Source organism: Labrys sp. ALF-8 (assembly GCF_059699065.1).
Map to the genome: position 1 here is coordinate 1,992,445 of NZ_AP048538.1, position 22,363 is coordinate 2,014,807.

Below are 22,363 nucleotides of genomic sequence, written 5' to 3' on the forward strand. Positions count from 1 at the left end.
TCCCGGGCAGCAGGCTCAGGCGGTCGCCTTGGTCAGGAACTTCACGGCGTCGCCGACGGTGAGAATCGTCTCGGCGGCGTCATCGGGGATTTCGCAGTTGAACTCTTCTTCGAAAGCCATCACCAACTCAACCGTATCGAGCGAGTCGGCGCCCAGATCGTCGATGAAGCTCGCATTCTCGGTGACCTTGTCCGGATCGACGCCGAGGTGTTCAACCACGATCTTCTTCACGCGGTCTGCGATATCGCTCATTTTTTGTTCCTTTGATAAACCAAGACTGCCTGACGGCTATTTTTCCCTGCCGTCGTGAGACGGTCGGTGTTCGATTAGTTCCGAGGGCGTGCCGATCCTTCGACCGGTCGCCCAGCCTCCCGGACAATCACATTCGTAGGAGCCATCGGAATGCCCCTTGGCGGTGATTAACACACTTCAAATGCCATTGCCAGCGGGCAACCCCGTGTCGGAAACCGGCGTGTGATTTCTATGTAAGCCCTTCAAATCATTGCCATTCCGCCGTTGATATTCATTGTCTGGCCGGTCGTATAGCTTGCCTCCAGCGAAGCAAGGTAAACGGCTGCGGCAGCAATCTCCTCGACGTGACCGAGCCGGCGCATCGGTATCGTGGTCAGGATCGTTTCCATCAGCTTCTCGTTGAGGGCGTCCGTCATCGCCGTATCGACGAAGCCCGGAGCGATGCAATTGACCGTGATGCCGCGGGCGGAAACCTCATGGGCGAGCGATTTGGTCATGCCCATCAGACCGGCCTTGGAGGCGGCATAATTGGTCTGCCCGGCATTGCCGACCACCCCGGAAAGCGATGCGATGTTGATGATGCGGCCATAGCGGCGCCTCACCATGCCCTTCACGGCTGCCCTGCAGAGGCGAAAGCCCGCCGTGAGATTGATCGCGATGACCTCGTCCCAATCCTCGTCCTTCATGCGCAGGATGAGCCCGTCGCGGGTGAGGCCGGCATTGTTGACCAGGATGTCAAGCTGGCCGAGCTTGGCCTCGACACTTGGAACGAGAGCCTCGACCTGTTCCTTGTCGCCCAGGTTGCACGGAAAGACATGGGCACGATCACCCAGCTTTGCAGCCAATTCCTCGAGTACTGCCTGACGGGTACCGGAGAGAGCCACGATCGCCCCCTGCTTGTGGAACGCCGTGGCGATGCCGGCACCGATGCCGCCTGTGGCACCCGTAACCAGTGCGATCTTGCCGGTAAGGTCGAACATCCTCTCCCCCTGTCAGGCGCCGCTTGGCTCGGACCGGCCTCATGCCGGTCGAAGCTGGGCGCAACGTTCTCTATCATCCCGGCCCCGCAGGGCCATTCTCAATCGCAATGCTGGATCAGCCGAGGGTCGGCGCAAAGGCCGCCACATCCTCGGGCGTGCCGACGTTGACCGCCTCGACGCCTGATGCGATGCGCTTGACGAGACCGCTCAGCACCTTGCCCGAGCCGACCTCGACGAGCTTCGTCACGCCCGCACCCGCGAGGAATTCCACGCTCTCGCGCCAGCGAACAGTACCGGTCACCTGCTCGACGAGGCGCTTGCGGATCTCCTTCGGATCGGAAATCGGGCGGGCAAGGACGTTGGCGACGAGCGGCACCGCGGGCGCCTCGATCACCACTTTGGCAAGGGCCTCGGCCATCGCATCGGCCGCCGGCTGCATCAACGCGCAATGGAAGGGCGCGGAGACCGGCAGGAGAATCGCGCGCTTGGCGCCCTTCGCCTTCGCAATCTCGAGGGCGCGCTCCACGGCGGCCTTGGCGCCGGAAACGACGACCTGCCCCGGCGCATTGTCATTGGCGGCCTGGCAGACTTCGCCCTGCGCCGCCTCGGCGGCAACGGCGGCGGCCTGCTCGAAGTCCAGTCCAAGCAGAGCCGCCATGGCGCCGGTTCCAACCGGCGTCGCTGCCTGCATGGCCCGGCCGCGGATACGCAGCAGCCGCGCCGTATCCGCGATAGTCAGGGCGCCCGAAGCGGCAAGCGCCGAATACTCGCCCAGTGAATGACCAGCGACGAAGCTCGCATGCTTCCTGAGGTCGAGGCCTGCCTCATCCTGCAGAACGCGAAAAGCGGCAAGCGAAACGGCCATGAGAGCCGGCTGCGCATTCTCGGTCAGGGTCAGATCGCTCTCCGGGCCGTTCCAGATCACGGAGGTCAGTTTCTGGTTCAGCGCGGCATCGATCTCGTCGAATACTGCCCGGGCCACCGGAAAAGCATAGGCCAGTCCCTTGCCCATGCCCACGGTCTGGCTTCCCTGCCCGGGAAACGTGAAGGCGATACTCATGCAAGCACCCTGTTTAAGACGGCGCGTTGAGACAATAGGCTGCGGGCTGAGTCAAGTCCGAACGGGTGCATGCGTATTCAAATTCAATGAAATGGGTAGAAAAGGCCGGCTTTCGCCCATCCAATTGAGGCCAAAGCGAGGCAAGCCGCCTTCGCGGGCGGCGCCGGGCGCGACTCCTAGTCCTTCAGCCGGGCCATTTTCTTCTCGACCTTGGCGAGGAAATGCCGCCGCTTGGTATCCGATATCTCGTCGAGACGATGCAGCGCCAGCCACATGGTCCGGCATCGCGGCGCGCAGAGGACCCTCAAGCCCCGCAGCAGGATGCGACGCCCGGGCTCCTTCATGAACAGGGTCCACCACCACCACGGCGACCCCAGCGTCGAGATCGCGGCAAGCAGCCGGATATGGGTCAGCACCGGGCCGATCGGCTTGCCGTCGGTGGGCATGGTGAAGGTGGAATGCGGCACCCAAACGCGTTCCAGCCAGCCCTTCAGCATCGCCGGCGGGCCGTACCACCAGGTTGGATAGATGAAGATCAATCCCTCGCACCAGCGCAGATGCGCGAGGTGCTCGGCCACGGGAATCTCGTTGAGATCCTTCTCGTGATAGCCCCGCCGCTCGTCCGCACTCATCACCGGGTCGAAATTCATGGCGTAGAGGTCGAGCAGGCGCACCTCGTGCCGAGCCCGTGCAAGCCCGCGCAAGGCGGCGTCACGCACGGCGGCGCCATAGCTTTCCGCACAGGGATGGCAGAAGACGACGAGAAGCTTCATCGCTGAGGAACCGATTCCGAATGATGCCATAGAAACTTGAAAGGAGATGATTTTCCATCACTTCCTCAGATTTTGAATCAGGCATCGATGAGTTCGAAACGGTCGACGTCCACCATGCCCCTGTCGGTGATCTTCAGATGGGGAATCACGGGAAGCGGCAGGAATGCGACCTGCAGGAAGGGCTCGTCCAGTGTCACGCCGAGAGACTTGGCGGCACTCCTCAGCGGCATCAGGCGGTCGCGCACCTCCTCGAAGGGCAGCAAGCTCATCAGCCCGGCCACCGGCAGGGCCAGTTCCGCCAGCACGGCACCGCCGCGCACCACAACGAATCCCCCACCGATCTCGCCCAGACGATTGACTGCCAGCGCCATGTCGCCGTCGTCGACGCCCACCACGCAGATATTGTGCGAATCATGCCCGACCGAGGACGCGATGGCCCCTTCCTTCAGGCCGAAGCCCTTGACGAAGCCACGGCCGATATTGCCGTTGACGCCGTGGCGCTCGACTACCGCCACCTTCACCACGTCCTGGCCGAGATCGATACCACGCCGGCCATCAGCATAAGGCAGGCTGAGGCGAAGGTGTTGCGTGATGATCTTGCCCGGCACGACACCCATGACCGGTCCGGTCGGACCCTGGGCCGGCACCAGGAAATCGGAGGCGGCCACATGCGGCGCCCTCATGGAAGAAAGTCCTACGGGCTGGACCCGGATCCGTCCCGCGAACAACTCGTCTTCAACGAGGCGTCCCGCACTGATCACCTGGCGTATGGCACAGCGTTCCAGATCGTCGAGCAGCACGATGTCGGCTCGCTTTCCGGGAGCGATCACGCCGCGGTCCCTGAGGCCGAACGCCATGGCTGCAGAGATCGTCGCGGTGCGGTAGGCCGCGAGAGGCTCGGCGCCGAGATGGATGGCGGTACGGATCATGAAATCCAGATGCCCCTCCTCGGCAATGTCGAGAGGGTTGCGGTCATCGGTGCAGAAGGCGAGATAGGGTGAATTGCGGATGGTGATCAACTCGGCCAGGGCGTGAAGATCCTTGGAGACCGATCCCTCGCGGATCAGCAGCGTCATGCCCTTCGCCAGCTTTTCCCGCCCCTCTTCCGCCGTGGTCGTCTCGTGATCGGTACGGATGCGTGCCGTGAGATAGGCGTTGAGGTTCGTGCCGCGCAGCAGCGGCGCATGGCCGTCGATATGCCCATCCTGGAAGGGGATGAGCTTGGCGAGACAGTCCGGATCGGCATGGATGACGCCGGGAAAGTTCATGAATTCGGCGAGGCCGATCACTTTCTCATGCCGGGCGAATGGCAGGAGATCCTCCGCCGCGAGCCGTGCGCCGGCTGTCTCCAGGTGGGTGGCCGGCACGCAGCTTGACAGCTGGACCCGAAGGTCGAGCGCCGTATAGCCTGCCGATTCCAGGAAGAAACGGAGCCCTTCCAACCCGACGACGTTCGAGATCTCATGCGGATCGCAGATCGCCGTGGTCACGCCGTGGCGCAGCACGCAACGATCGAACTCGGCCGGCGTCACAAGGGAGGATTCGACATGGAGGTGGGTGTCGATGAAGCCAGGTACGGCGATCAACCCTCGCGCATCGATCTCGCGATGCCCGGAATAGCCGGCATAGGTGCCGACGATACGGTCCCCGCCGATTGCTATGTCCGTCTGCGTGATGTCGCCGCTGACGAGATCGAGAAGCCGTACATTCTTGATGACGAGATCGGCCGGTTCGGCGCCTCGCCCCTGGGCAATCAGTCTGGCAAGCTGGCCGGCGTCCATGCAGGCGAATCCTTCTCTACGCAAAAAGGAATTCTAGGGCATCAGCTGCGCATATGGCTATCTCAGGCTGCGGCGATGCGCCCGTCCGCGACGGTGAGGATTCGATCCGCCCGCCCCTGGACGTCCTCCGGCGTATGGGTCGTCATGAGCACTGTCAGCCCCTTTTCACGGCGCAGCGCATCGATGAGTTCAATCATGCCGGCGCGCATTGCGGGGTCGAGGCCGGTCAGCGGTTCGTCGAGCAGCAGAAGGGGCCGCGTAGTCAGCATCGCCCGGGCGAGTGCCACACGTTGGCGCTGTCCGCCGGAAAGCTCGGAGGGCAGGCGACGTTCCATGCCCGCAAGGCCGACATGGTCGAGCATGGCCGAGATAGCGCCCCTGTCTGCACTCGACAACCGAAGCGAAGGCGAAAGCGCGAGGCCGGCATTCTGGAGCGCCGTGAGATTCGGCAGGAGGTTGTGGTCCTGGAAGACGATCGCTACCGGCCGCGCGGCCGGCTTCAGCGGCAGAAGATCCATCCCATCGAAGCTCAGGCTGCCGCTCGATGGCCTCTCGAAGCCGGCAATGGCATGCAGTAGCGTCGACTTGCCGCCGCCGGAAGGACCCACGATCGCCGCCAGGGTACCCCGAGGTATCGACAGATCGTAGATGCCGGTCCAGTCGTCGATGACGATGGTGAGCTTGTCAGCGATGAGCATGGCGCTTCCCCAACCTGTCCGCCACGAGAAAGAGCACCAGCACAAGGCCGGCAAGCAAAGCCGCGATGCCATCGGCCTCCTCGATGCGATAGGAGCCGAGCTTGGCATAGAGAAGCGAAGGCAGCGTCACCAGCCCCTCCGATCCGAAGAGTGCGACCACGCCGAGGTCGCCGAGCGACAAGGCCATGGCGAAGGCGAAGGCAGCCGTCGCCGATGGTGCCAGCAGCGGCCATTCGACTAGACGCAGTCTGGTCCAGCCGCTCATGCCGAGGCTTTCGGAGAGACGTCCGTAGCGCTCCTGGGCGAGCACCATCGGTGGATCGACGAGTCGGTGCACGAAGGGCAGCGCCATCATGGCGTTGACGAGGACGAGGGCCGGCATGGCGATCAGATCTGCCCCGCCGACGGCGCGAGCGATGACATAAAGCCCGGCGGCGAAAGCCAGGGGCGGTATCGCCAGCGTCAGCAGCGGGGCCGAGGCGACGAGCCGCGCGGCCGCGTTTAGGCCATTGGCTCCGAGGGTTGCGCGCGAGCGCGAGAGCAGCAGCGCCGCGCCGAGCGCGAGGGTTGCCGCCATGATCGCGACGGCGAGACTTGTGGCAAGCGCCCTGGGTACCTGAGGATCCATTCCGCCCAGGAGTGCCCTGCCCGCCCAGACGACAGACAACAGCGGCGGCACGATGAGAAGGAGGGCCGCCAACAGCACCAGGCCATCGACGGCGCGGAGAAGGAGGTCAGCCTTGTCCGGACGCTCGATATGCCGGCCCAGGGCCGCGGCCTCGGGCGTGGAGACGAGCAGGGGCGCCGCAGCTGCGACCAGTAGCGCCATCGCCGCAATCTGCAGCAGGGCCAGCACTGCGGCACGGGCGAAGTCGGCATCGGAATGGATCGCCTGGTAGATCGCCACCTCGAAGGTCGCGCTGCCTGGCCCGCCGCCGAGCGTAAGGGGAATGGCGAAGCTGGTGGCGCAGGCGATGAAAATGAGAAGGCCAAGCGCCGCCATGTCCCGACGGAGCACCGGCCAATCGATCAGGCGGAAGACGTCGCCGGCGGTCAGGCCGAGCGAGGACGCGAGGCGCCAGTGTTCGCCCGGCACAGCCTCGAGCGCCGCCAGGAAGACGCGGGCCGCGAAGGCGCCATTGAAGAAGACATGGACGAGAAGGATGCCGGTCATGCCGTAAATGGCGATGGCCGGCAGTCCGACGGCGTTCAAGATGACGTTGGCGGCTCCCACGCGGCCGAAGATGCCGGCAAAGGCGAAGACAGCCACAATGGCGGGCAATGCCGTCGCCACGCCGAACAGAGCGAGCAGCAACCGTCGTCCGGGGAAATGGCGCCGCGCCAGCGCCAGCGCCACGAGCGCCCCGAATACCAGGGACAGGAGTGTCGAGAGCAGCGCCTGGTAAAGCGTGAAACTCGCGATCGAGACGAGATAGGCGACATTGCCCTGCCAGGGCTCGCCGCCCGCCGCAAGGAACAGGCTGGCGAGGGAGGCAACGACGAGAGCGGCCAGGACTGCGAGAAGAGCGAGGCCGGGCATTCAGGACCGGGAATTGGAAAAGACGGGGGGCGGGCTTGCCGTCTCGTCGAACCGGGAAGGATCAGCCCCCAATCCCTCTGCGCTCGCCATACCAGCGTTCACTTCGCCATCGCCGCAAGCCATTCGTCGATCCAGGCCTTGCGGCTTTCGGCGAGCTTGGCGGGGTCGGACATCAGCGCCTTGGCGGGTACGGGCACGGCCTTGAAACTGTCGGGCAGGCCGGCGGCAGGCATCCTGGCGGGATACATCCAGTTGGTTTCCGGCAGCACCGCCTGTCCGTCACCGGAAAGCAGGAAGGTCAGGAACTGGCGCCCGAGATCCTGCTGCCTGGAGTTCGCCACCAGACCGGCGACCTCGACCTGCACCTGATGCCCTTCCGGGAACATGGCGGCGTGGTAGTTCGTCTTCTTCTCGACCCCGATGTGATAGGAAGGCGAGGTGGAATAGGAGAGCACCATGTCGGCCTCGCCCTTGAGGAAGAGCCCATAGGCTTCCGACCAGCCGGGCGTAACCGTCACGATGCGTGGCTTCAACTGCTTCCACGCATCGCCAGCCTTGTCGCCATAGACCGCCTTCATCCAGGCAAGCAGGCCGAGCCCCGGCGTGGAGGTACGCGGATCCTCGATGACGACCTTCGGACCGTCCTTTTTTTCAACGAGGTCCTTCAGGCTGGCTGGCGGGTTCTTGAGCTTGTCGCCATCATAGACGAAAGCGAAATATCCCCAATCGAACGGCACGAAGATCTTGCTGGTCCAGGGCTCCGGAAGGGAAAGGCCGTCGGTCGCGATACCATGTGGCGCGAACAGGCCGGATTTTTCCGCCTCGCCCATGAGATTGTCGTCCAGGCCGACAACGACGTCGGCCTTGGTGGATGCTCCCTCCAGCTTGAGCTTGGCGAACAGCGCGCCGCCGTCGTCGGCGGTAACATACTTGATCGTGCAGCCGCACTTGGCTTCGAACGCAGTCTGCAACTGCTTGCCAGGACCATATTCGCCCGAGAAGCTCTCATAGGTGTAGATGGTGAGAACGGGCTTCTCCTGCGCGGAGGCAGCCGTGGCGAGGACCGCAAGCGTGAGCGCGGCCAGGATTTTCTTCAGCATGAGCGTCCTCCATATCGACGACGGATCGGGACGGACAACGACTCTGAAGAGAGCGCAATGGAAACGTGCTGCTTCAAGGCTCATCCCTCCGCCGGTACGACCCGGATCAGGTTCGATGGGTTGGCCCGAAAGCACCACGCCTTCGGCCTCTCAGCCCTTGCGGGCACCCCATGAGACGATCTGGTGTTAGCGTGTTCGGAGGGAGAGGGAAAGGCGATTCTTTGCCGGCTGGGCAGTGCAAAGCCGGGGTATCGTCCTTCCGCGGATTCCCCTAGCCTCCCGCGAGCTCCATGCGGCGTGCGGCGAAGGGCATGAGGCGTGGATCCTCATAGTCGGGAATGGCGAGGTCCACCCCTTCTGCAAGCATCGCCGCCTCGCTCATGCCCGTCATCAGCCCGATGACGGCAAGGCCCGCCGCCTTGCCGGCGGCGATTCCCGAACGAGAATCCTCGAAGGCGAGGCTCTTCGCGGCCGTACCGCCCAGACGCTCCAGCCCGGCCAGATAGGGGTCGGGAAAGGGCTTGGGCCGCGCCACCTCGGCACCGATCACCACTTGCGGAAAGCGCTCCACCAATCCCAACCCGTTGAGCTGGTGCTCGGCATTGGCCCTCGGCGCGTTGGTGACGACGCCAACCGGCACGCCGCGGCCTGCGAGCCAGTCCAGGAAAGCGTTCAGCCCGCGGGCCGGCTCCACCTTGACGAAGAGCCGGCGGAACATCTCCTCCTTGTCGTCGATCAGGGCGAGGCCGGCTTTTTCGTCGAGATCCTTGAGCAAACTCGACAGGAGAAGGCTGTTGGGCGCCCCCATGACATCGGTGCGATAGGATTTCTCAGTGAGATCGATGCCGTGCGGCGAGAGCATGTGCTTCCATGCCTCGTAGTGAAGATGATCGGCATCGACGAGGGTGCCATCGAGATCGAACAGGGCAACGGACTTCACGGAACAGGAACCTTCTCAAAGGGGCGAGAGCTCGGGCTCGTCGCGAAACTGCACGGCATAGAGGTTGGCGTAACGGCCGCCGCGCGCGAGCAGGGCCTCATGCGTGCCCTCCTCCACGACCCGGCCTGCCTCGATCACACAGATCTTGTCGGCCTCCTGGATCGTCTGCAGGCGATGGGCGATGACGACGACGGTGCGGCCGGCGCACAGGTCGTCCAGCGCGTTTTGCACGGCCTGTTCGGATTCGGAATCGAGTGCCGCCGTTGCCTCGTCCAGCAGGATGATCGAGGCATCGCGCAGGATGGCGCGGGCAATGGCGATGCGGGCGCGCTGGCCGCCCGAGAGCTGCAGGCCGCGCTCGCCAACCTCGGTATCGTATCCCCGATCGAAATTCCGGATGAAATCATGCGCGTAGGCCGCCTTCGCAGCCTTCTCGATCGCCTCCTGCGAGGCGCCTGGATAGCCGAAGGCGATGTTCTCGCGGATGGTGCCCGCGAACAGGAAGACATCCTGGCCGACATAGGCCATCGCCTCGCGCAGGCTCGCCACGGAGACCCTTCCGATATCCTGCCCGTCGATCACGATCCTGCCCGACTGCGGCTCGTAAAAGCGCAGGATGAGATTGACCACGGTCGACTTGCCGCCTCCGGACTGGCCGACCAGCGCCGTGGTCTTGCCGGCCTCCGCCGTGAGTGACAATTCACGCAGCACCGGCTCGTCGGGCTTGTAGCCGAAGATCACCTTGTCGAAGACGATATTGCCGCCTTTGTTGACGAAGGACGGCTTGGCGCGCTCGGACGGCCCCTCGCCCGCCGGGGTGTCGAGGATGTCATAGAACATGCTGACGCCCGCCACTGCCGCGTTGATATCGACATTGACCTTGGCCAGTGCCTTGGACGGTGCATAGGCGGTAAGGAAGGCGAACAGGAACGATACCAGTTCGTCCACGGAGAGCGCCCCGGCGGTGATGCGCCAGCCGCCATAGACGATGACGGCCGCCACCGCGCAGCCGGCCATCGTTTCCATGATCGGGCCGGAGCGGTTGCCGAGCGCAGCCATCTTGTTCGCGGCCGCCTGCGCTTCCGCCACGCCGGCATCCATGCGCTGGCGCATGGCGTCCTCCATGCCGAAGGACTTGACGACGCGAATCCCTTGCGAGGTTTCCTGAATAATTCCCGTGATTTGTGCGGTGCTTTGATACTGCCGCCTCACCACGCGCCCGACGCGTCGGGTAATGTAGCGAATGCCGATCACGGCTGGAGGCATGACCACCAGGGCCGAAATGGCCAGCAGGGGATCGCGGATGATCATCACTGCGATCAGCGAGAACACCTGCAATACGTTGCTGATCGAATTGACCAGCAAATTCGAGGCGACACGCGAGGAGTTCGCCACGAAGGTGTTGGAGGCCACCATCTCCGTCGAGTGCCGGGCGGTGAAGTAGGACATGTCCTGCTGCACGACATGATTGAACAGGCGCTTCTGCACGCTGGCGATGATGCTGCTGCCGATGCGGGCTAGCACCGTATCCTTGATGTAGGACGCCGCGCCGCGAACCATGAAGACGAGGACCACCAGCGCTGCAAAGCCCGCGATCTGCAGCATGCTCTGCTTGTCCCACATCGCCCGGATCACCGGACCGATCAGCCAGGCCACGAGGCCTCCCATCGACGCCTCGATCGCCCCCGCGACGATGGCCAGAGCATAGGACTTCGTGTGCCGGCTGCCCTCATCCCGAAACAGGCGGCGCAGGATCGGAAGAGCGCGTATCGGGTTTTGCTTCGGGATATCGATCTTCAAGGCGGAAATGACGGCAACTCCTGTAGATGCGCGCGCTTCTAGCATTCACGTGGAAGCAAGGCCAGTTTCTTGCAGGAAGATCATTTTATGCATGGACATGCGCCGAAGATGCCAGACAGGCCGCCACCGTGCAGCCTCAGGCTTGCGGCCATCGCTCGAGCAGATCCCTCGCCGCTGCGAGGCCATCGCGATCGTTGACGTTCATGAAAGGATCCAGCGGTTCCACCGGCCATTCCACCTCGACGAAATCGTAGCGCCGCAGGATCGTCTCGACACGCCTCTGATCCTCCTCGACCAGCGCCGACTTCAGCGCCGCATGCAGACGTACGGGCCAGAGGGCCGCGGTAGGATGGCGCCGGCCGCCGGAAGTCGCGACCGCGCCACCGCTGGAGCCCGCCGCCGCACCGAGGCGAGCCACGAGATCGGCCGGAAGGAAGGGTGCATCGCAGGGAACGACGGCGACCTGTTGATATCCGGCGTGCGCGGCATGATCGAGGCCGGCCAGCACGCCGGCGAGCGGGCCGGGAAAGCCCGGCAAAGTATCGGGCAGGATCGCAAGACCAAGATCCGCGAGACGATCCGGGTCGCCGTTGGCGTTCAGGAACAGAACCTCCACCTGCGGCTTCATGCGCCCCGCGATACGCTCGAGAATGGTTTCGCCGCCCAGCAGCGACAGGCCCTTGTCGCCGCCGCCCATTCGGCGCGAAAGGCCGCCGGCCAGGATCAGGCCCATGGTTCTGTTCGTATCTCTCTTCATTGCGCCACCATGCCCTGCCCCCTGCGCATAGACAAAGGTTGAACGCACACCTGAGGACAGCTACAGCCAAGGCAATGCCTGCCACAAGCCCCTCCTCCGCCGAAGCACTTCGCCTCGACCTGCGCGGCCTGAAATGCCCGTTGCCCGTGCTGCGCGCGCAGAAGGAACTCGCGCGCCTGCGGCCGGGGGACCTGCTCGTCCTCGAATGTACGGATCCGATGGCCGCTATAGACCTGCCCAATCTCGCCCGCGAAACGGGCAACCTCTACGAAGGCTGCAGCCCGGGGGAGGGTTTTACCGCCTATCGCCTGCGCAAGGCGTCGGCACCATGATGCGTCTGATGGGCCTTTCGGGCTGGAGCGGTGCCGGCAAGACGACCCTGATAGCCGCCTTGATTCCGGAACTGCGCCGCCGTGGCCTGACGGTCTCCACCGTCAAGCACGCCCATCATGCATTCGACGTCGACACGCCAGGCAAGGACTCCTACGTTCATCGGGAATCAGGCGCGCAGGAGGTTCTGGTTTCCTCCGCCAACCGGTTCGCGCTCATGCATGAACTGCGCGGCGCGCCCGAACCATCTTTGCCGGAGTTGCTCAAGCGGCTCTTGCCTGTCGATCTCGTCATCGTCGAGGGATTCAAGCGCGATCCCCATCCGAAGATCGAGATCCACCGCGTGGCTGTCGACAAGGATTACATTTATCCCGACGATCCCTTCATCCGCGCGATTGCCACCGATGCTCCCGGTCCTTTCCCGGTGCCGCGCTTCCACCTTGACGATATCGCCGGCATCGCCGACTGGGTGATCCGGGAGGCCGTTCCGATCGGATATGAGATAGGGTGATCCCCTGCAGCCCCCCCTGAGATCGAACCTAGCCAGCATTTCACGCAAGGAATCGCAGACCATGTCGAAACGCCCCCTTCTTCTCGTCACCGGCGGAAGCCGGGGTATCGGCGCAGCCGTCTGCCTCAAGGCAGCCCAGGCCGGCTATGACCTCGTCATCAACTACCGCAGCGACCACGCCGCGGCCGGCCAGGTGGCCGATGCCGTGCACAGGGCCGGCGCCCGCGCGCTCGTACTGGCCGGCGACATGGCCGACGAAGCGGACATCGCAGCCCTCTTCACCGCAACCGACGAGTTCGGCAAACTCACCCACATGGTCAACAATGCCGGCATCACCGGCCGGTCCGGCCGCCTCACGGATGTCGATCCCAAGGTGATCCGCGAGACGATCGACCTGAACGTCACCGGCGCGATCCTGGTCGCACGGGAGGCGGCCAAACGCCTGTCGACGCGCCTCGGCGGCCCAGGCGGCGCCATCGTCAACATCTCCTCGGTGGCGGCCGATATCGGATCACCCGGCGAATATGTCTGGTACGCCGCCTCGAAGGCCGCCGTCGACGGTCTTACCATCGGCATGGCCCGGGAGCTCGCCATGGAGGGGGTGCGCGTGAATGCCGTCGCACCGGGCATGACCGAGACGGAGATCCATGATCGCAGCACCGGCGATCCGGATCGGGTCGAGCGTATCAGGCCATCGATCCCCATGCAGCGTATCGGCAAGCCGGAAGAAATCGCGGATGCGGTGATGTACCTGCTCTCGGAAGCGGCAAGCTACGTGACGGGTTCTATCCTGAGAGTGTCGGGGGGACGATAGCGACCTTTCGTCCATGGGACGCAGACGGCGCATCGCGCCCAAGAAACAGGGGGAGGCCACAGGACCTCCCCCAGTCATTTATTTATCTGCAGTCATCAAGGTCGAAATCTACGCTCGGCCCAAACCGTTTCGGCGAAGACACCGGTAAATAATGCCTCAACTTCCGACCCGCGCCTAAATACACAACACAGTTTTCATGTCAATGGATAATGAATAAATTTCTTACTGTGTATCAGCAACAGCGAGATAATTGTCCGACATTACAATATTAATCACAATCATCTGATAACTTTACTATCACTGTGATGAACCCAGGCATCTTGTCCTCCATCATTTCGATTGCGAGCAGCCCAGGCGTCCGGGGACTGTCTCAAGGGCGATCTCTCGCCTGAAACCACGCAACCGGCGACGCGACGGGCGCGCATCCGGGAGGAACCGGCCCGTGAGGCCATACCCCGATTGATACCTCCAGGCGGTATACGGCCGCACGCGAATGGGGGAGTTCCACCACCTCCGCCGCGGCACGAGACATAGGAAGCCATACACTTCGTCCACCTTTGTATGCGTTGTCCTGCTGTGGTCCGGGCACTACTCTGTGAACATGGCGACAAGATCCCAGAATACCTCCGAGACTGGCGCATATGTCCTGATCGTGGCACTCATCGTCGCGGCCATCGCGGTCGCCGGGATGATGTTCTGCACCCAGACAGGCCTGCTCCGTCTGTAGACGATAGAGGCGCGTTCCTCCGCACAAATGGAGGGTTGCACGCGCGAGGCGCCTGCGTGCTCCACACGCAAAAGTGGAACGAACCGGTTTGCGAATTGTTTTCCCCCTTGATCGCAATCAAGGAGGAAGCACATGGGCAGGCTTCTACCCATTCTCTCAGCGACTGCATTCGCAATGTTCCTGGCGGCATGCCAGACCGATGATCCGGGCGATCGGGCCGTCGGCGGAGCCGTCATCGGAGGCGTAGGCGGCGCCGCGGATGGCGCGGCGGTGTCCAACCGGCATCCCGGCCGTGGTGCGCTCATAGGCGGCGCGATCGGCGCGGCGGGCGGCACTGCCGTCGGGGCTGCGACCACCCCATCCCAAGAGCCGGCCTATGATGGCTATGATGGCGGACGCCAATGCGCACGCGTCGGCTACGACTCCTACGGAAATCGCATCTGCACGGCGTACTACTGACGTGGATCCTTCGATCCGTCGATGCTTGCAGAGTGGCATTCAAGTCATACGGAGTGCATGAAATGAGGCATTTGTTTATCGCCGGCTTAACGGCTGTCTTGGGGACTGCGGCTATTCCCGCGGCCCGTGCCAATGGCTTATCGCCGGACGCGACGGCGTCCGTCCAGCTCATCCAAAACGTGGATGCAGGCTGCGCACGGGGCTATTACCGAAGCAATGGACGTTGTGTTCCGAACAGCAGAGGATATGTCGGCCCACGATATGAGCGCGAATACTATGACAGCCCCCGTTACTATCGCGAAGCTCCATCCTACTATTACGACCATCCCAGATATGTCCCGGCACCGCGCTATGAGGTGGAGCCGGATTATTATTGAGGCAACGCCGATGGAGGCCAGCGAGGCCAGGAAACGACCACTCCTGGGATGATGACGAAGATCTTGCCCTCGGCGCGGCTGGCGCCGAGGACTCCACATCAATATTCGCGCTCGTAATAAATGCCGGCCTTGGATCCATCCGTGCCGGCCTGGCCGCGAAGCTTGAGGTTCTTGGTGACGTCGAGATTGATGGTGGCATCCGTCTGACCACCGACCCCCGTGGTCACACCCAGGTAGATATTGTCACCGATGTAGCGACCTGCCTGCACTGCGGCGTTGCCCTTGGAATCCGTCACGACGCCGAGATTGTCGAGCCCAGTCGACTTGCGGATGCTGCCCAGGAGATCCGGGCCGGAAGGACCGCCGGCGAGCTGGGCGACAGCCGTGGCGAGCTGCACGATCTGCATCGGCGACAGGTCCTGGATGCTGCGGCCGAACAGGAAGTGAGCCATCACTTCGTCCTGGGGCAACTCCGGCACGGAGGACAGCACGATCTGCGGATCGGATGCCCGGCCGGTGACGCGGGCTGTCACCGCAATCGAACTGGAACTGGTGGTGGCGACGAAATCGATCTCCGGATCGAGATCGCCCAACAACGTGACCTTGCCGCTGTCGAACACGATGTGCTGGCCGATCACGTCGAGCGAACCGCGCCGCAGTTCGAAGGCACCGACGGGTGCCAGGTTCGAAGCAGGGCCCTTCAGCGTCATCTGGCCACCGAGTTCGGCGTCGATGCCGCGGCCTCGCACGAAGATGCGGGCGGGCGCGTCGATCGTGAGATCAAGAATGACGTTCGGGCCTGCCCCGCTCCTACCGCCCTTCCTGCCACCCTTGAGGGGAGGATTGGCCTTGGCGAGCGTGCGCGCCACCTGCGGGGGCGGTTTGAGATGCTTGACGCCCAGCATTGCCGCGTTGGTGGCGAAGCGTTCGGGGATGGTTATCTCCGCGCGCTGGATGGTGATACGCCCGCCCACCACCGGCTGCGACATCAGCGGCCCGCGCACCGTAACGTCGCTGCTGACAATGGCCGTGGCAAGGTCGCCGTCGGTCAACTTGGCGTTTCGCATGGTGATGGCGAGATCCGCCGCCAGATCCCGCTTGAGCGAGACCGAGCCGCTGACGCCGATCGTCCCGCCGCCCTGCGTGGTCGCGCTGAACTGGGCGATGGTGGCGCGATCGCCATCGAAACGCACAGTGGCGCCAATACCTGTCAGTTTCATGCCGGTCTCGGGATCGGTCACCGTACCGCCGGCAATCACCGCCTGTCCGGAAACGACAGGCGAGGCAATCGAGCCGCTGGCACTGGCGTTCAGCGTGAGAGTGCCGGTTGCCCTCCCGCCGCGATCCCTAAGCAGGCCGTTGGCGAGCGCGAGCGGCGCCGAACCCTGCACCGATACCGAGAGGCCCGGCCCGGAAAGCGGCACCTGGCCATGCGCTGACACGGTGAGGCCCCCGCCACCCGTCACATTTGCGCGTTCGATGCTCACCGTCTTGCCGGCATACCGCCCGCTGGCCGAGAGCTGGAGGGCCGAGAGCCCCATGCCTTTGAGGGGAGCTGCGTTGAGATTGGCACCGGTGACCTGGAATTCCGCATTGGGGTCGGCAGTCTTGCCTGAGACCCGGGCATTGGCGGACAGGGTGCCGCTCGCTCCGAGGCCTGGGGAGAAGAGATTGGCCAGCGAGACAGGCAACTGGCTGACCACCACGTTCATGGCAATATTGTCGCCTACCGTGCCGTCGACCGAGACCTGTCCTCCCTGCCCGATCCTCAGCACGGTCTTCGGAATGGTCACGCCGCTCTTGCGGCTGGCGATAGTGACAGGAGAAGCAAGCGAAGCGGAAATGCCCTGCTGCTGGACGTTGAGTGCATCGAGGCGAGCATCGAGCCCGTCACCGGCCGGCTTGATGGCGCCGGAAACGGCAAGCTTGCCCTTCGGCATGGTGCCCTGGACCTGGAATGCCGTGCTGTTGGCCCCTTCGGAGCGCGCGTTGGCCTGCAACTGGTTGAGGATGAAGGATCCGGACTGAACATTGCTGGCCGTTGCACTGCCGGCCAGGGCGGGCACTCCCTTCAGATCGGTGGCCGTCAGGTCGATGTTGGCGCCGCCGACAGTATTGTTCTCGATCTTCAGAGCCTTGGCCTGCGCCTTGACCGCGGCGTTCTGCTTCGTCCCATCGACCGAAAGCGCGACGTTCGCGGTGACCGAACCGGATGCCTTGATGAGCAGCAACGGCGCGACGGCAGCCACATCCGGCACCGCGGCATTCAATTTCCCACTCGCGAGCCCGTCGGGCCGCAATGCGAGGTCGCCCGCGATCTGGGCAGCGCCTGCGCTGACGGAAAGGCCGTTGATCTGGTGCGTACCGTCATCCGTGGTGACAATGCCCGCAGCCGCCTTCACCGGCATGTGGTCTAGCAAGCCCGAGAGGCTGAAGGCACCGTTGACGGCGGCGCCTGCGACAGAACCGGTGAAATTCGCCTTGCCCTCGGTGAAGGGCTTGCCCTGGAGCGTCAGCTTCGGCGCGTTGATGTCGGCGACGACATCGGGCTTCTCGGCCGAGCCCTTCAGCGTGGCGACGAGGTCGATGGCGCCGGACGCTCGATCCGTCACCAGCCGGATGTCCGTGAGACCGGCGGTAGCCTTGAAGTCCATGGCCTTGGCGCCGTAAAGGCCGTTTGCGGAAGCAGTGAACTGCTTGTTGCCGAGATTGACGGCATCGAAATGCAGGCCCTGCTCATCGCGCCGCACCCCACCCTTGAGATTGGTTATGCCTTTCAACAAGGCGTCGGCCCGCGGGTCGCCGATCGCCACGTCGGTCGCATTGCCCTCGAAGGCGAGGTTCGTGGCTCCTCCCACCAGAGCGATATCGCCTTTGGCGGAGAGATCGGTCTTGCCGCGCATGTCGCGACCGGCAAGGCCGGAGAAGACGGAGATATCGGGCGTGGAAAGCGTGTAGACGCCGCTCAGCGTGGTACCATCGATCTTTCCGGTGAAACCGGCCTGAGCGGCGTTGGCCGCCAGGTGCACGCCGTCCACGATTACCGGCTGCCCCGCCTGCCATTTGCCGGCGGCGGTCAGATCAAGCACCTTGCCGAGTGCCTTGGCGAGCGCCGGATCGCTCGAGTTCAACTTGTCGCCATGGCCGGTGACCTTGAATGTCAGGCTCCGGCTCTGCGGGTTTTCCAGGTTCTGGGCATCGCCGCCGGCCTGAATGGTCGCGCTCTCGGCCCGCACCGTACCGGCCACCAGCTGCTGCAGGTCGAAGTTGGCATTCCAGCCGCCATTGCCGAATTGCGCCGTCAGCGCCATGCCCCGGATATGGGCGCCCCCGCCCGGCAGCAGGATGTCATGGCCGTCGGCAGCGCCGAACTTGCCGTCGAGCTTGAGTTCGGTCGGGAAGGCATCGCGGGAAAGCGCGGCCGAGAGGGCGAGATCGATCACGCCGGATTTGATCGTGGCGTGATCGAGGGTATAGCCGCCGCCCGCGGCCTGCCCGCCGGCCACGGAGATGACCGACTGGCCCTTGACGAAATCGGCATAGGCGGGATCGACCAGCCGCTCCAGCGAACCGCTCAGGTCCGACCTGAAGGTTAGGCCGTTCGCTCCCTGGGCGAGGATCGTCTTGCCGCCGAACAGCTTCGTGCCGTCGGCGGAAAGGGCAAGGTCGGCCGCAAAATTATCGAGAGGCCCCGAACCGACGATGGTGAAGCCGAGCGCCGGGTTACCCGGAACCTTCAACATGCTGCTCAGGAAGCCGCCATGAGGCTCCTGCAGCGACAGATTGAGGTTGAGCTGGCGGGTGGCGTTGTCGAAATCGGTGGTGAAAGTCAGGTCGCCGCCCGGGGGTTGGGTCCGCTTGATCGCCAATTCGGCGTGCAGTTTGCCGCCCTCGAGCAGTGCATTGCCATTGACATCGAAGACCGTCTCCTCGCCGGCCAGCGCCGCGGAGAGCTTGACGACGGGCACTGCGAGCTTGCCCAGCTTCACCGATACTGGCAGTTCCGGCAGCGAGAAGCCCTGAGAACTCGCGGCGGGCTGCACACCCTCGGGCGGATTGGGCTTGCGGGTGATCTCGATCGAACTCGCCTCGAGCGAATCGATATCAAGCCTGCCGCTCAGCAACGCCGTGCGGCTCCATACCAGATGGGCATCCTTGATGGTCAGCCACACACCCTGCCGATCCGCGATGGTGATCGAGGAGATCTTCACGTCCGAGGACAGGGCGCCGTCGATCTGGCCAAGCGAAATCTTCTGGTCGGGAGTCGAGATGGTATTCTCGACATAGGAGACGAACCACGACTTGTCGCTGGCGTCGTCAGCGCGCGCGGGCGCAAGTTCGCGCAGGCCGAGCGGCACCACGACCGCCACCACCGCGATTGCGAGGATCGTCCTGCGCTGCATCAGAAGCTCTCCCCCAATCCGATATAGAGGGCAAAGGGTGGGGTATGCTGCCGCTTGACCTTGCCGTTGTCGATGACGCGACCGTCGATCTGCGTGAGGCCACGTGCGATATCGAGCCTGATGGCTCCCAGGCCGGTATAGTAGCGCAGGCCAATGCCCGCGCCGACCTTTATATCCTCGTCGAAGGACGGGAAGGAGGAGGAGAAGGCGCTGCCGGCATCCACGAAGGGTACGACGCCGATGGTGTCGGTCACGCGTATCCGCATTTCGAGCGAGGCTTCCGCCAAGGACTGGCCGCCGACGATGAAGCCGTTGGCAAGCCGGGGTCCCAGGCTGCGATAGTCGTAGCCGCGCACCGATCCGCCGCCGCCGGCGAAGAACAGGCGGTCGGCCGGCATCTCGTCGGCGGGAGCCCCGGCGATCGAGCCCAGGGCGACGCGCCCGGCAAGAACGTAGCGGCCCATGGAATCGAAGGAGAAATAGGCGGAGCCGTCGAACCGGCTCACCACGCCGAAATTGCCGAACTTGGCTTCGTAGAATGGCTCGACCTGCCCTTTGAGACGATACCCCTTCGTGGGCTCCAGCTTGTCGTCCGTGGTGTCGTAGGCGAGTTCCGCCGGCAGGCTGAAGAACAGCAGGTCGCGCTTGTTGTAGGCGTCGTCGACCTGATCGTATTCGCCGTTCACGGCGATCTTGCCGGTCAGCTGCTCCGAGAATTCATGCGAGAGGCCGATGCGGGCGCGATAGGTGTTCTGGGAATAGGGATCGTAGACTTCGCGCTTGGCGAGGAGTTGTGCGGTCAGATCGGTGAAGGGATCCCAGATGCCCGGCTTTACGAAAGTGATGCCGCCCGAATAGGTGAAGTTGGAGGTATCGACGGAATCGATGCCCGAGACGCTGGCTTCCAGGCGCAGGCGCTCGGCCTGGCCGAAAAGGTTGCGGTGCTCCCAGTAGCCGTTGAGGCCGGCACCATCCGTGGTCGAATACTCGGCGCCGGCGCCGAACACATGCAGCGGGCGCTCGGCCACCGTGACCATCAGCGGCATCATGCCGTTGCTGGCAATGGCGCCCTCTGTGATGCTGGTGGTGGAGAACACCTGCAGATGCTGGAGGCGGCGCTTGGCGAGCTCGATCTCGGCCGGGTCATAGCGCCCGCCCGGTTCCAGCCCCATCTGCCGCGCCGTGAAGGCGGGGTCCATGTCCTTGGTACCGTCGACGGTGATCTGCCCGTAATGGGCCAGCCGACCGGGCTCGACGGCCAGCGTCACGTTCAGACGGTTGTTGACGTGGTCGGCAACGATCTTGCGCGGCAAGGCCTTGGCCTTGGGATAGCCTTGACGGCGCCACGCGTCGATCATCGCCTGCTCGGCCGAAAGGACGATATCGGAATTGGCGGGCTGGCCCGGTACGAGCCCGAGGCGCTCCGGCGTTTTTGTCTTCGGATTCTCGTCGGCAGGGCTTGGAGGCGCCCGGTTCTCGAGATTGATCTGGCCGAAGGTAAAGGCCGGCCCCGGATCGACGTTGATCACCACGGGCACGGGATGCGGCAGGGTGGCGTCTGACTGGATCTGCTCGAGAGGCCGGCCATTCACCAGGATGGAGATGGAAGCGCCATAATGGGCATTGGCATACAGAGCGCCGAGGACGCGGTCATACTCAGCGCGGGCCTTGGAAAGAAAGGCCGGCGTGCTGGGCGGAGGCACCTCGTCCTTCCCGCTGTAGAGGCTGGAAGCTCCCTCCACGGCCGACTTGATGGCCTTGTCGCCCCCGCTGACGTTTACCGTGATGGTGTAGGGCTGCGCGTCGGGCGAAGTCGACTTTTGCTCGGATTCAAAAAAGCTGTAGCCGAAGAGCTTGAACGCCGAGGCGGGCTGAGGTTTCAGACCAGCCAGGAGCGCCAAGGCCGCGGCCGAAACTGCCAGGCTCCTGGCAAGTTGCTGGCGTGACAAGGCGAGGCGGTTCAGCCGCAAAAGCCCCCTCATCCCCTCTGGTCCACCCCTCGCCATAGTACAGCGCCCTCATCACGCTACGCCGCGGGAGCGCTGCCCCGGATCGCAACCTTACGCCAAAGGGCAGGACCGGATCAACCCGAAACCGTATATCATAATGAATAACTGGTTAACTTGGTGCGCCGTGGTCCGTGTCCAGTAAATGGATAGCAGAACAATTTAAAGTCTTCTTAGAAAAATATACCGAATGCTTTTTGCTTCTTCGGTCAACGCCCTGCCCGTTTATAGAGTGCGCGGCACGGCAGAGACGCATTGTGCCTGCCTGTTGAAACGACGATCACAAAATTGGAAAATAATGCGTTACATTTCGCTAGGGAATACAAAAAGTTTACAATGCGTTAAGCGCGATGCTGGGTCAGGCGGCAACGGCCATTCGGATTGCGTTCCGTCCGGACAGAGCTTGCAACGCGCTCCAGCGTACAATGCGCCAGCCTGAAAATCCGAGCGCGCGCTTCACGCGGCGGCGTCACCGGCTCTTGTGTCCCGCGTCCGGCATGAGCAAGGCGAGAAGGATGATACCGAGCATGCCGATGAAATCGAACGCCTTCTGTTGCCCGTTCCAGATCTGGGACTGCCACATGGCAAACCATTCCCCGCCGATGGCGATGAAGCCGACGGCATAGAGAAGCAGCCCGAGCGTGAGTCCCGCTATCGCGACCGACTTTGCTTCGTCGAAGCTTGGGGCGGCAATCCTGCTAAGCAGCAACAAGGCTCCAACCCATAGTAGCAAGGAAACGACGGTCTCATAGGCGATGATTGCCAGATAGCCGGCCTGCTGCAGGGAGGGATTGGAAACCGCGCGCCAGTGCAGCGAGGAATTCGGAAAGGTCGTGTCCATCGACAGGACATGCTGCACGAACATCCAGTTGCTATCGTAGTCGGTGACGTTCCCGAATGCCACAAGAGAGAAGAACAAGGCAGCGGAGCACAACAGGGCAATCTTGCACAGGCGAACGAGAATCATACTTCCTTACCTCGCAAACCGCAGACGGCAGGAGCGAACGGCGCCCGCGCCCCACCCATGAAGGGACCGATCTACGGTCCACCGCCAC

At 63.6% G+C, this 22,363-nt stretch carries 19 protein-coding genes and 1 riboswitch; of the genes, 5 read left to right on the forward strand and 14 right to left on the reverse strand.

Translation table 11 applies throughout. The annotated features are described in order from the left end of the window. Positions 1-15 precede the first annotated feature (15 nt). The 11 genes from AC6H34_RS29650 to mobA form a co-directional block, all read right to left on the reverse strand. Complete coding sequence (locus AC6H34_RS29650; protein ID WP_068287214.1) at positions 16-252, reverse strand: acyl carrier protein; 237 nt, start codon at positions 250-252, stop codon at positions 16-18. Between the two features lie 242 nt (positions 253-494). Further along, positions 495-1,232 carry a 3-oxoacyl-[acyl-carrier-protein] reductase gene (gene fabG / locus AC6H34_RS29655; RefSeq protein WP_448148217.1) on the reverse strand — a complete coding sequence of 246 codons (738 nt, stop codon included), beginning with the start codon at positions 1,230-1,232 and terminating at the stop codon, positions 495-497. 115 nt (positions 1,233-1,347) lie between these two features. After that, positions 1,348-2,292, reverse strand: a complete 945-nt coding sequence (gene fabD / locus AC6H34_RS29660) for an ACP S-malonyltransferase (RefSeq protein WP_497541234.1) — start codon at positions 2,290-2,292, stop codon at positions 1,348-1,350. Positions 2,293-2,468: 176 nt separating this feature from the next. Next, entirely contained in the window at positions 2,469-3,065 is a 597-nt protein-coding gene (locus tag AC6H34_RS29665) for an NAD(P)H-dependent oxidoreductase (RefSeq protein ID WP_497541235.1), read from the reverse strand. A gap of 77 nt (positions 3,066-3,142) precedes the next feature. After that, positions 3,143-4,846 (reverse strand): adenine deaminase, encoded by a 1,704-nt coding sequence (ade, locus tag AC6H34_RS29670; RefSeq protein WP_497541236.1) that lies wholly within the window; start codon positions 4,844-4,846, stop codon positions 3,143-3,145. A 62-nt stretch (positions 4,847-4,908) separates the two neighbouring features. Further along, positions 4,909-5,544 carry a thiamine ABC transporter ATP-binding protein gene (locus tag AC6H34_RS29675; protein WP_497541237.1) on the reverse strand — a complete coding sequence of 212 codons (636 nt, stop codon included), beginning with the start codon at positions 5,542-5,544 and terminating at the stop codon, positions 4,909-4,911. Further along, positions 5,531-7,084: an ABC transporter permease subunit gene (locus tag AC6H34_RS29680; protein ID WP_497541238.1), complete on the reverse strand. Its 1,554-nt coding sequence runs from the start codon at positions 7,082-7,084 to the stop codon at positions 5,531-5,533. Before AC6H34_RS29680 ends, AC6H34_RS29675 begins: the two co-directional genes overlap by 14 nt. Before the next feature lie 98 nt (positions 7,085-7,182). Beyond that, on the reverse strand, positions 7,183-8,184 hold the full coding sequence (gene thiB, locus AC6H34_RS29685; protein ID WP_497541239.1) for a thiamine ABC transporter substrate binding subunit: 1,002 nt from the start codon (positions 8,182-8,184) through the stop codon (positions 7,183-7,185). A gap of 66 nt (positions 8,185-8,250) precedes the next feature. Next, positions 8,251-8,365, reverse strand: a riboswitch (TPP riboswitch). Between the two features lie 90 nt (positions 8,366-8,455). After that, positions 8,456-9,124 carry an HAD family hydrolase gene (locus AC6H34_RS29690; protein ID WP_448148224.1) on the reverse strand — a complete coding sequence of 223 codons (669 nt, stop codon included), beginning with the start codon at positions 9,122-9,124 and terminating at the stop codon, positions 8,456-8,458. A gap of 15 nt (positions 9,125-9,139) precedes the next feature. Then, complete coding sequence (locus AC6H34_RS29695) at positions 9,140-10,924, reverse strand: ABC transporter ATP-binding protein (RefSeq protein ID WP_497541240.1); 1,785 nt, start codon at positions 10,922-10,924, stop codon at positions 9,140-9,142. A 136-nt stretch (positions 10,925-11,060) separates the two neighbouring features. Beyond that, positions 11,061-11,681 (reverse strand): molybdenum cofactor guanylyltransferase MobA, encoded by a 621-nt coding sequence (gene mobA, locus AC6H34_RS29700; protein WP_497541241.1) that lies wholly within the window; start codon positions 11,679-11,681, stop codon positions 11,061-11,063. Between the two features lie 74 nt (positions 11,682-11,755). Between mobA and AC6H34_RS29705 the strand changes: the two genes are divergently transcribed. The 5 genes from AC6H34_RS29705 (at position 11,756) to AC6H34_RS29725 (ending at position 14,522) form a co-directional block, all read left to right on the forward strand. After that, the gene (locus AC6H34_RS29705; RefSeq protein WP_448148227.1) at positions 11,756-12,013 is read left to right on the forward strand and encodes a sulfurtransferase TusA family protein; all 258 of its coding nucleotides are present in this window, start codon (positions 11,756-11,758) and stop codon (positions 12,011-12,013) included. Continuing rightward, the gene (mobB, locus tag AC6H34_RS29710; RefSeq protein WP_497541294.1) at positions 12,013-12,522 is read left to right on the forward strand and encodes a molybdopterin-guanine dinucleotide biosynthesis protein B; all 510 of its coding nucleotides are present in this window, start codon (positions 12,013-12,015) and stop codon (positions 12,520-12,522) included. Before AC6H34_RS29705 ends, mobB begins: the two co-directional genes overlap by 1 nt. A 61-nt stretch (positions 12,523-12,583) precedes the next feature. Further along, positions 12,584-13,336: a glucose 1-dehydrogenase gene (locus AC6H34_RS29715; protein WP_497541242.1), complete on the forward strand. Its 753-nt coding sequence runs from the start codon at positions 12,584-12,586 to the stop codon at positions 13,334-13,336. A gap of 601 nt (positions 13,337-13,937) precedes the next feature. Next, positions 13,938-14,063, forward strand: a complete 126-nt coding sequence (locus AC6H34_RS29720) for a hypothetical protein (protein ID WP_448148229.1) — start codon at positions 13,938-13,940, stop codon at positions 14,061-14,063. A gap of 132 nt (positions 14,064-14,195) precedes the next feature. Further along, complete coding sequence (locus AC6H34_RS29725) at positions 14,196-14,522, forward strand: YMGG-like glycine zipper-containing protein (RefSeq protein WP_497541243.1); 327 nt, start codon at positions 14,196-14,198, stop codon at positions 14,520-14,522. A gap of 475 nt (positions 14,523-14,997) precedes the next feature. Here AC6H34_RS29725 and AC6H34_RS29730 read toward each other — a convergent pair whose 3' ends face one another. The 3 genes from AC6H34_RS29730 to AC6H34_RS29740 form a co-directional block, all read right to left on the reverse strand. Further along, complete coding sequence (locus AC6H34_RS29730; RefSeq protein WP_497541244.1) at positions 14,998-19,302, reverse strand: translocation/assembly module TamB domain-containing protein; 4,305 nt, start codon at positions 19,300-19,302, stop codon at positions 14,998-15,000. Continuing rightward, positions 19,302-21,284, reverse strand: coding sequence for an autotransporter assembly complex protein TamA (locus tag AC6H34_RS29735; protein WP_497541245.1), 1,983 nt, complete (start codon positions 21,282-21,284; stop codon positions 19,302-19,304). Before AC6H34_RS29735 ends, AC6H34_RS29730 begins: the two co-directional genes overlap by 1 nt. A 493-nt stretch (positions 21,285-21,777) precedes the next feature. Continuing rightward, the gene (locus tag AC6H34_RS29740; RefSeq protein WP_448148233.1) at positions 21,778-22,275 is read right to left on the reverse strand and encodes a DUF2165 family protein; all 498 of its coding nucleotides are present in this window, start codon (positions 22,273-22,275) and stop codon (positions 21,778-21,780) included. Between the last annotated feature and the right edge of the window lie 88 nt (positions 22,276-22,363).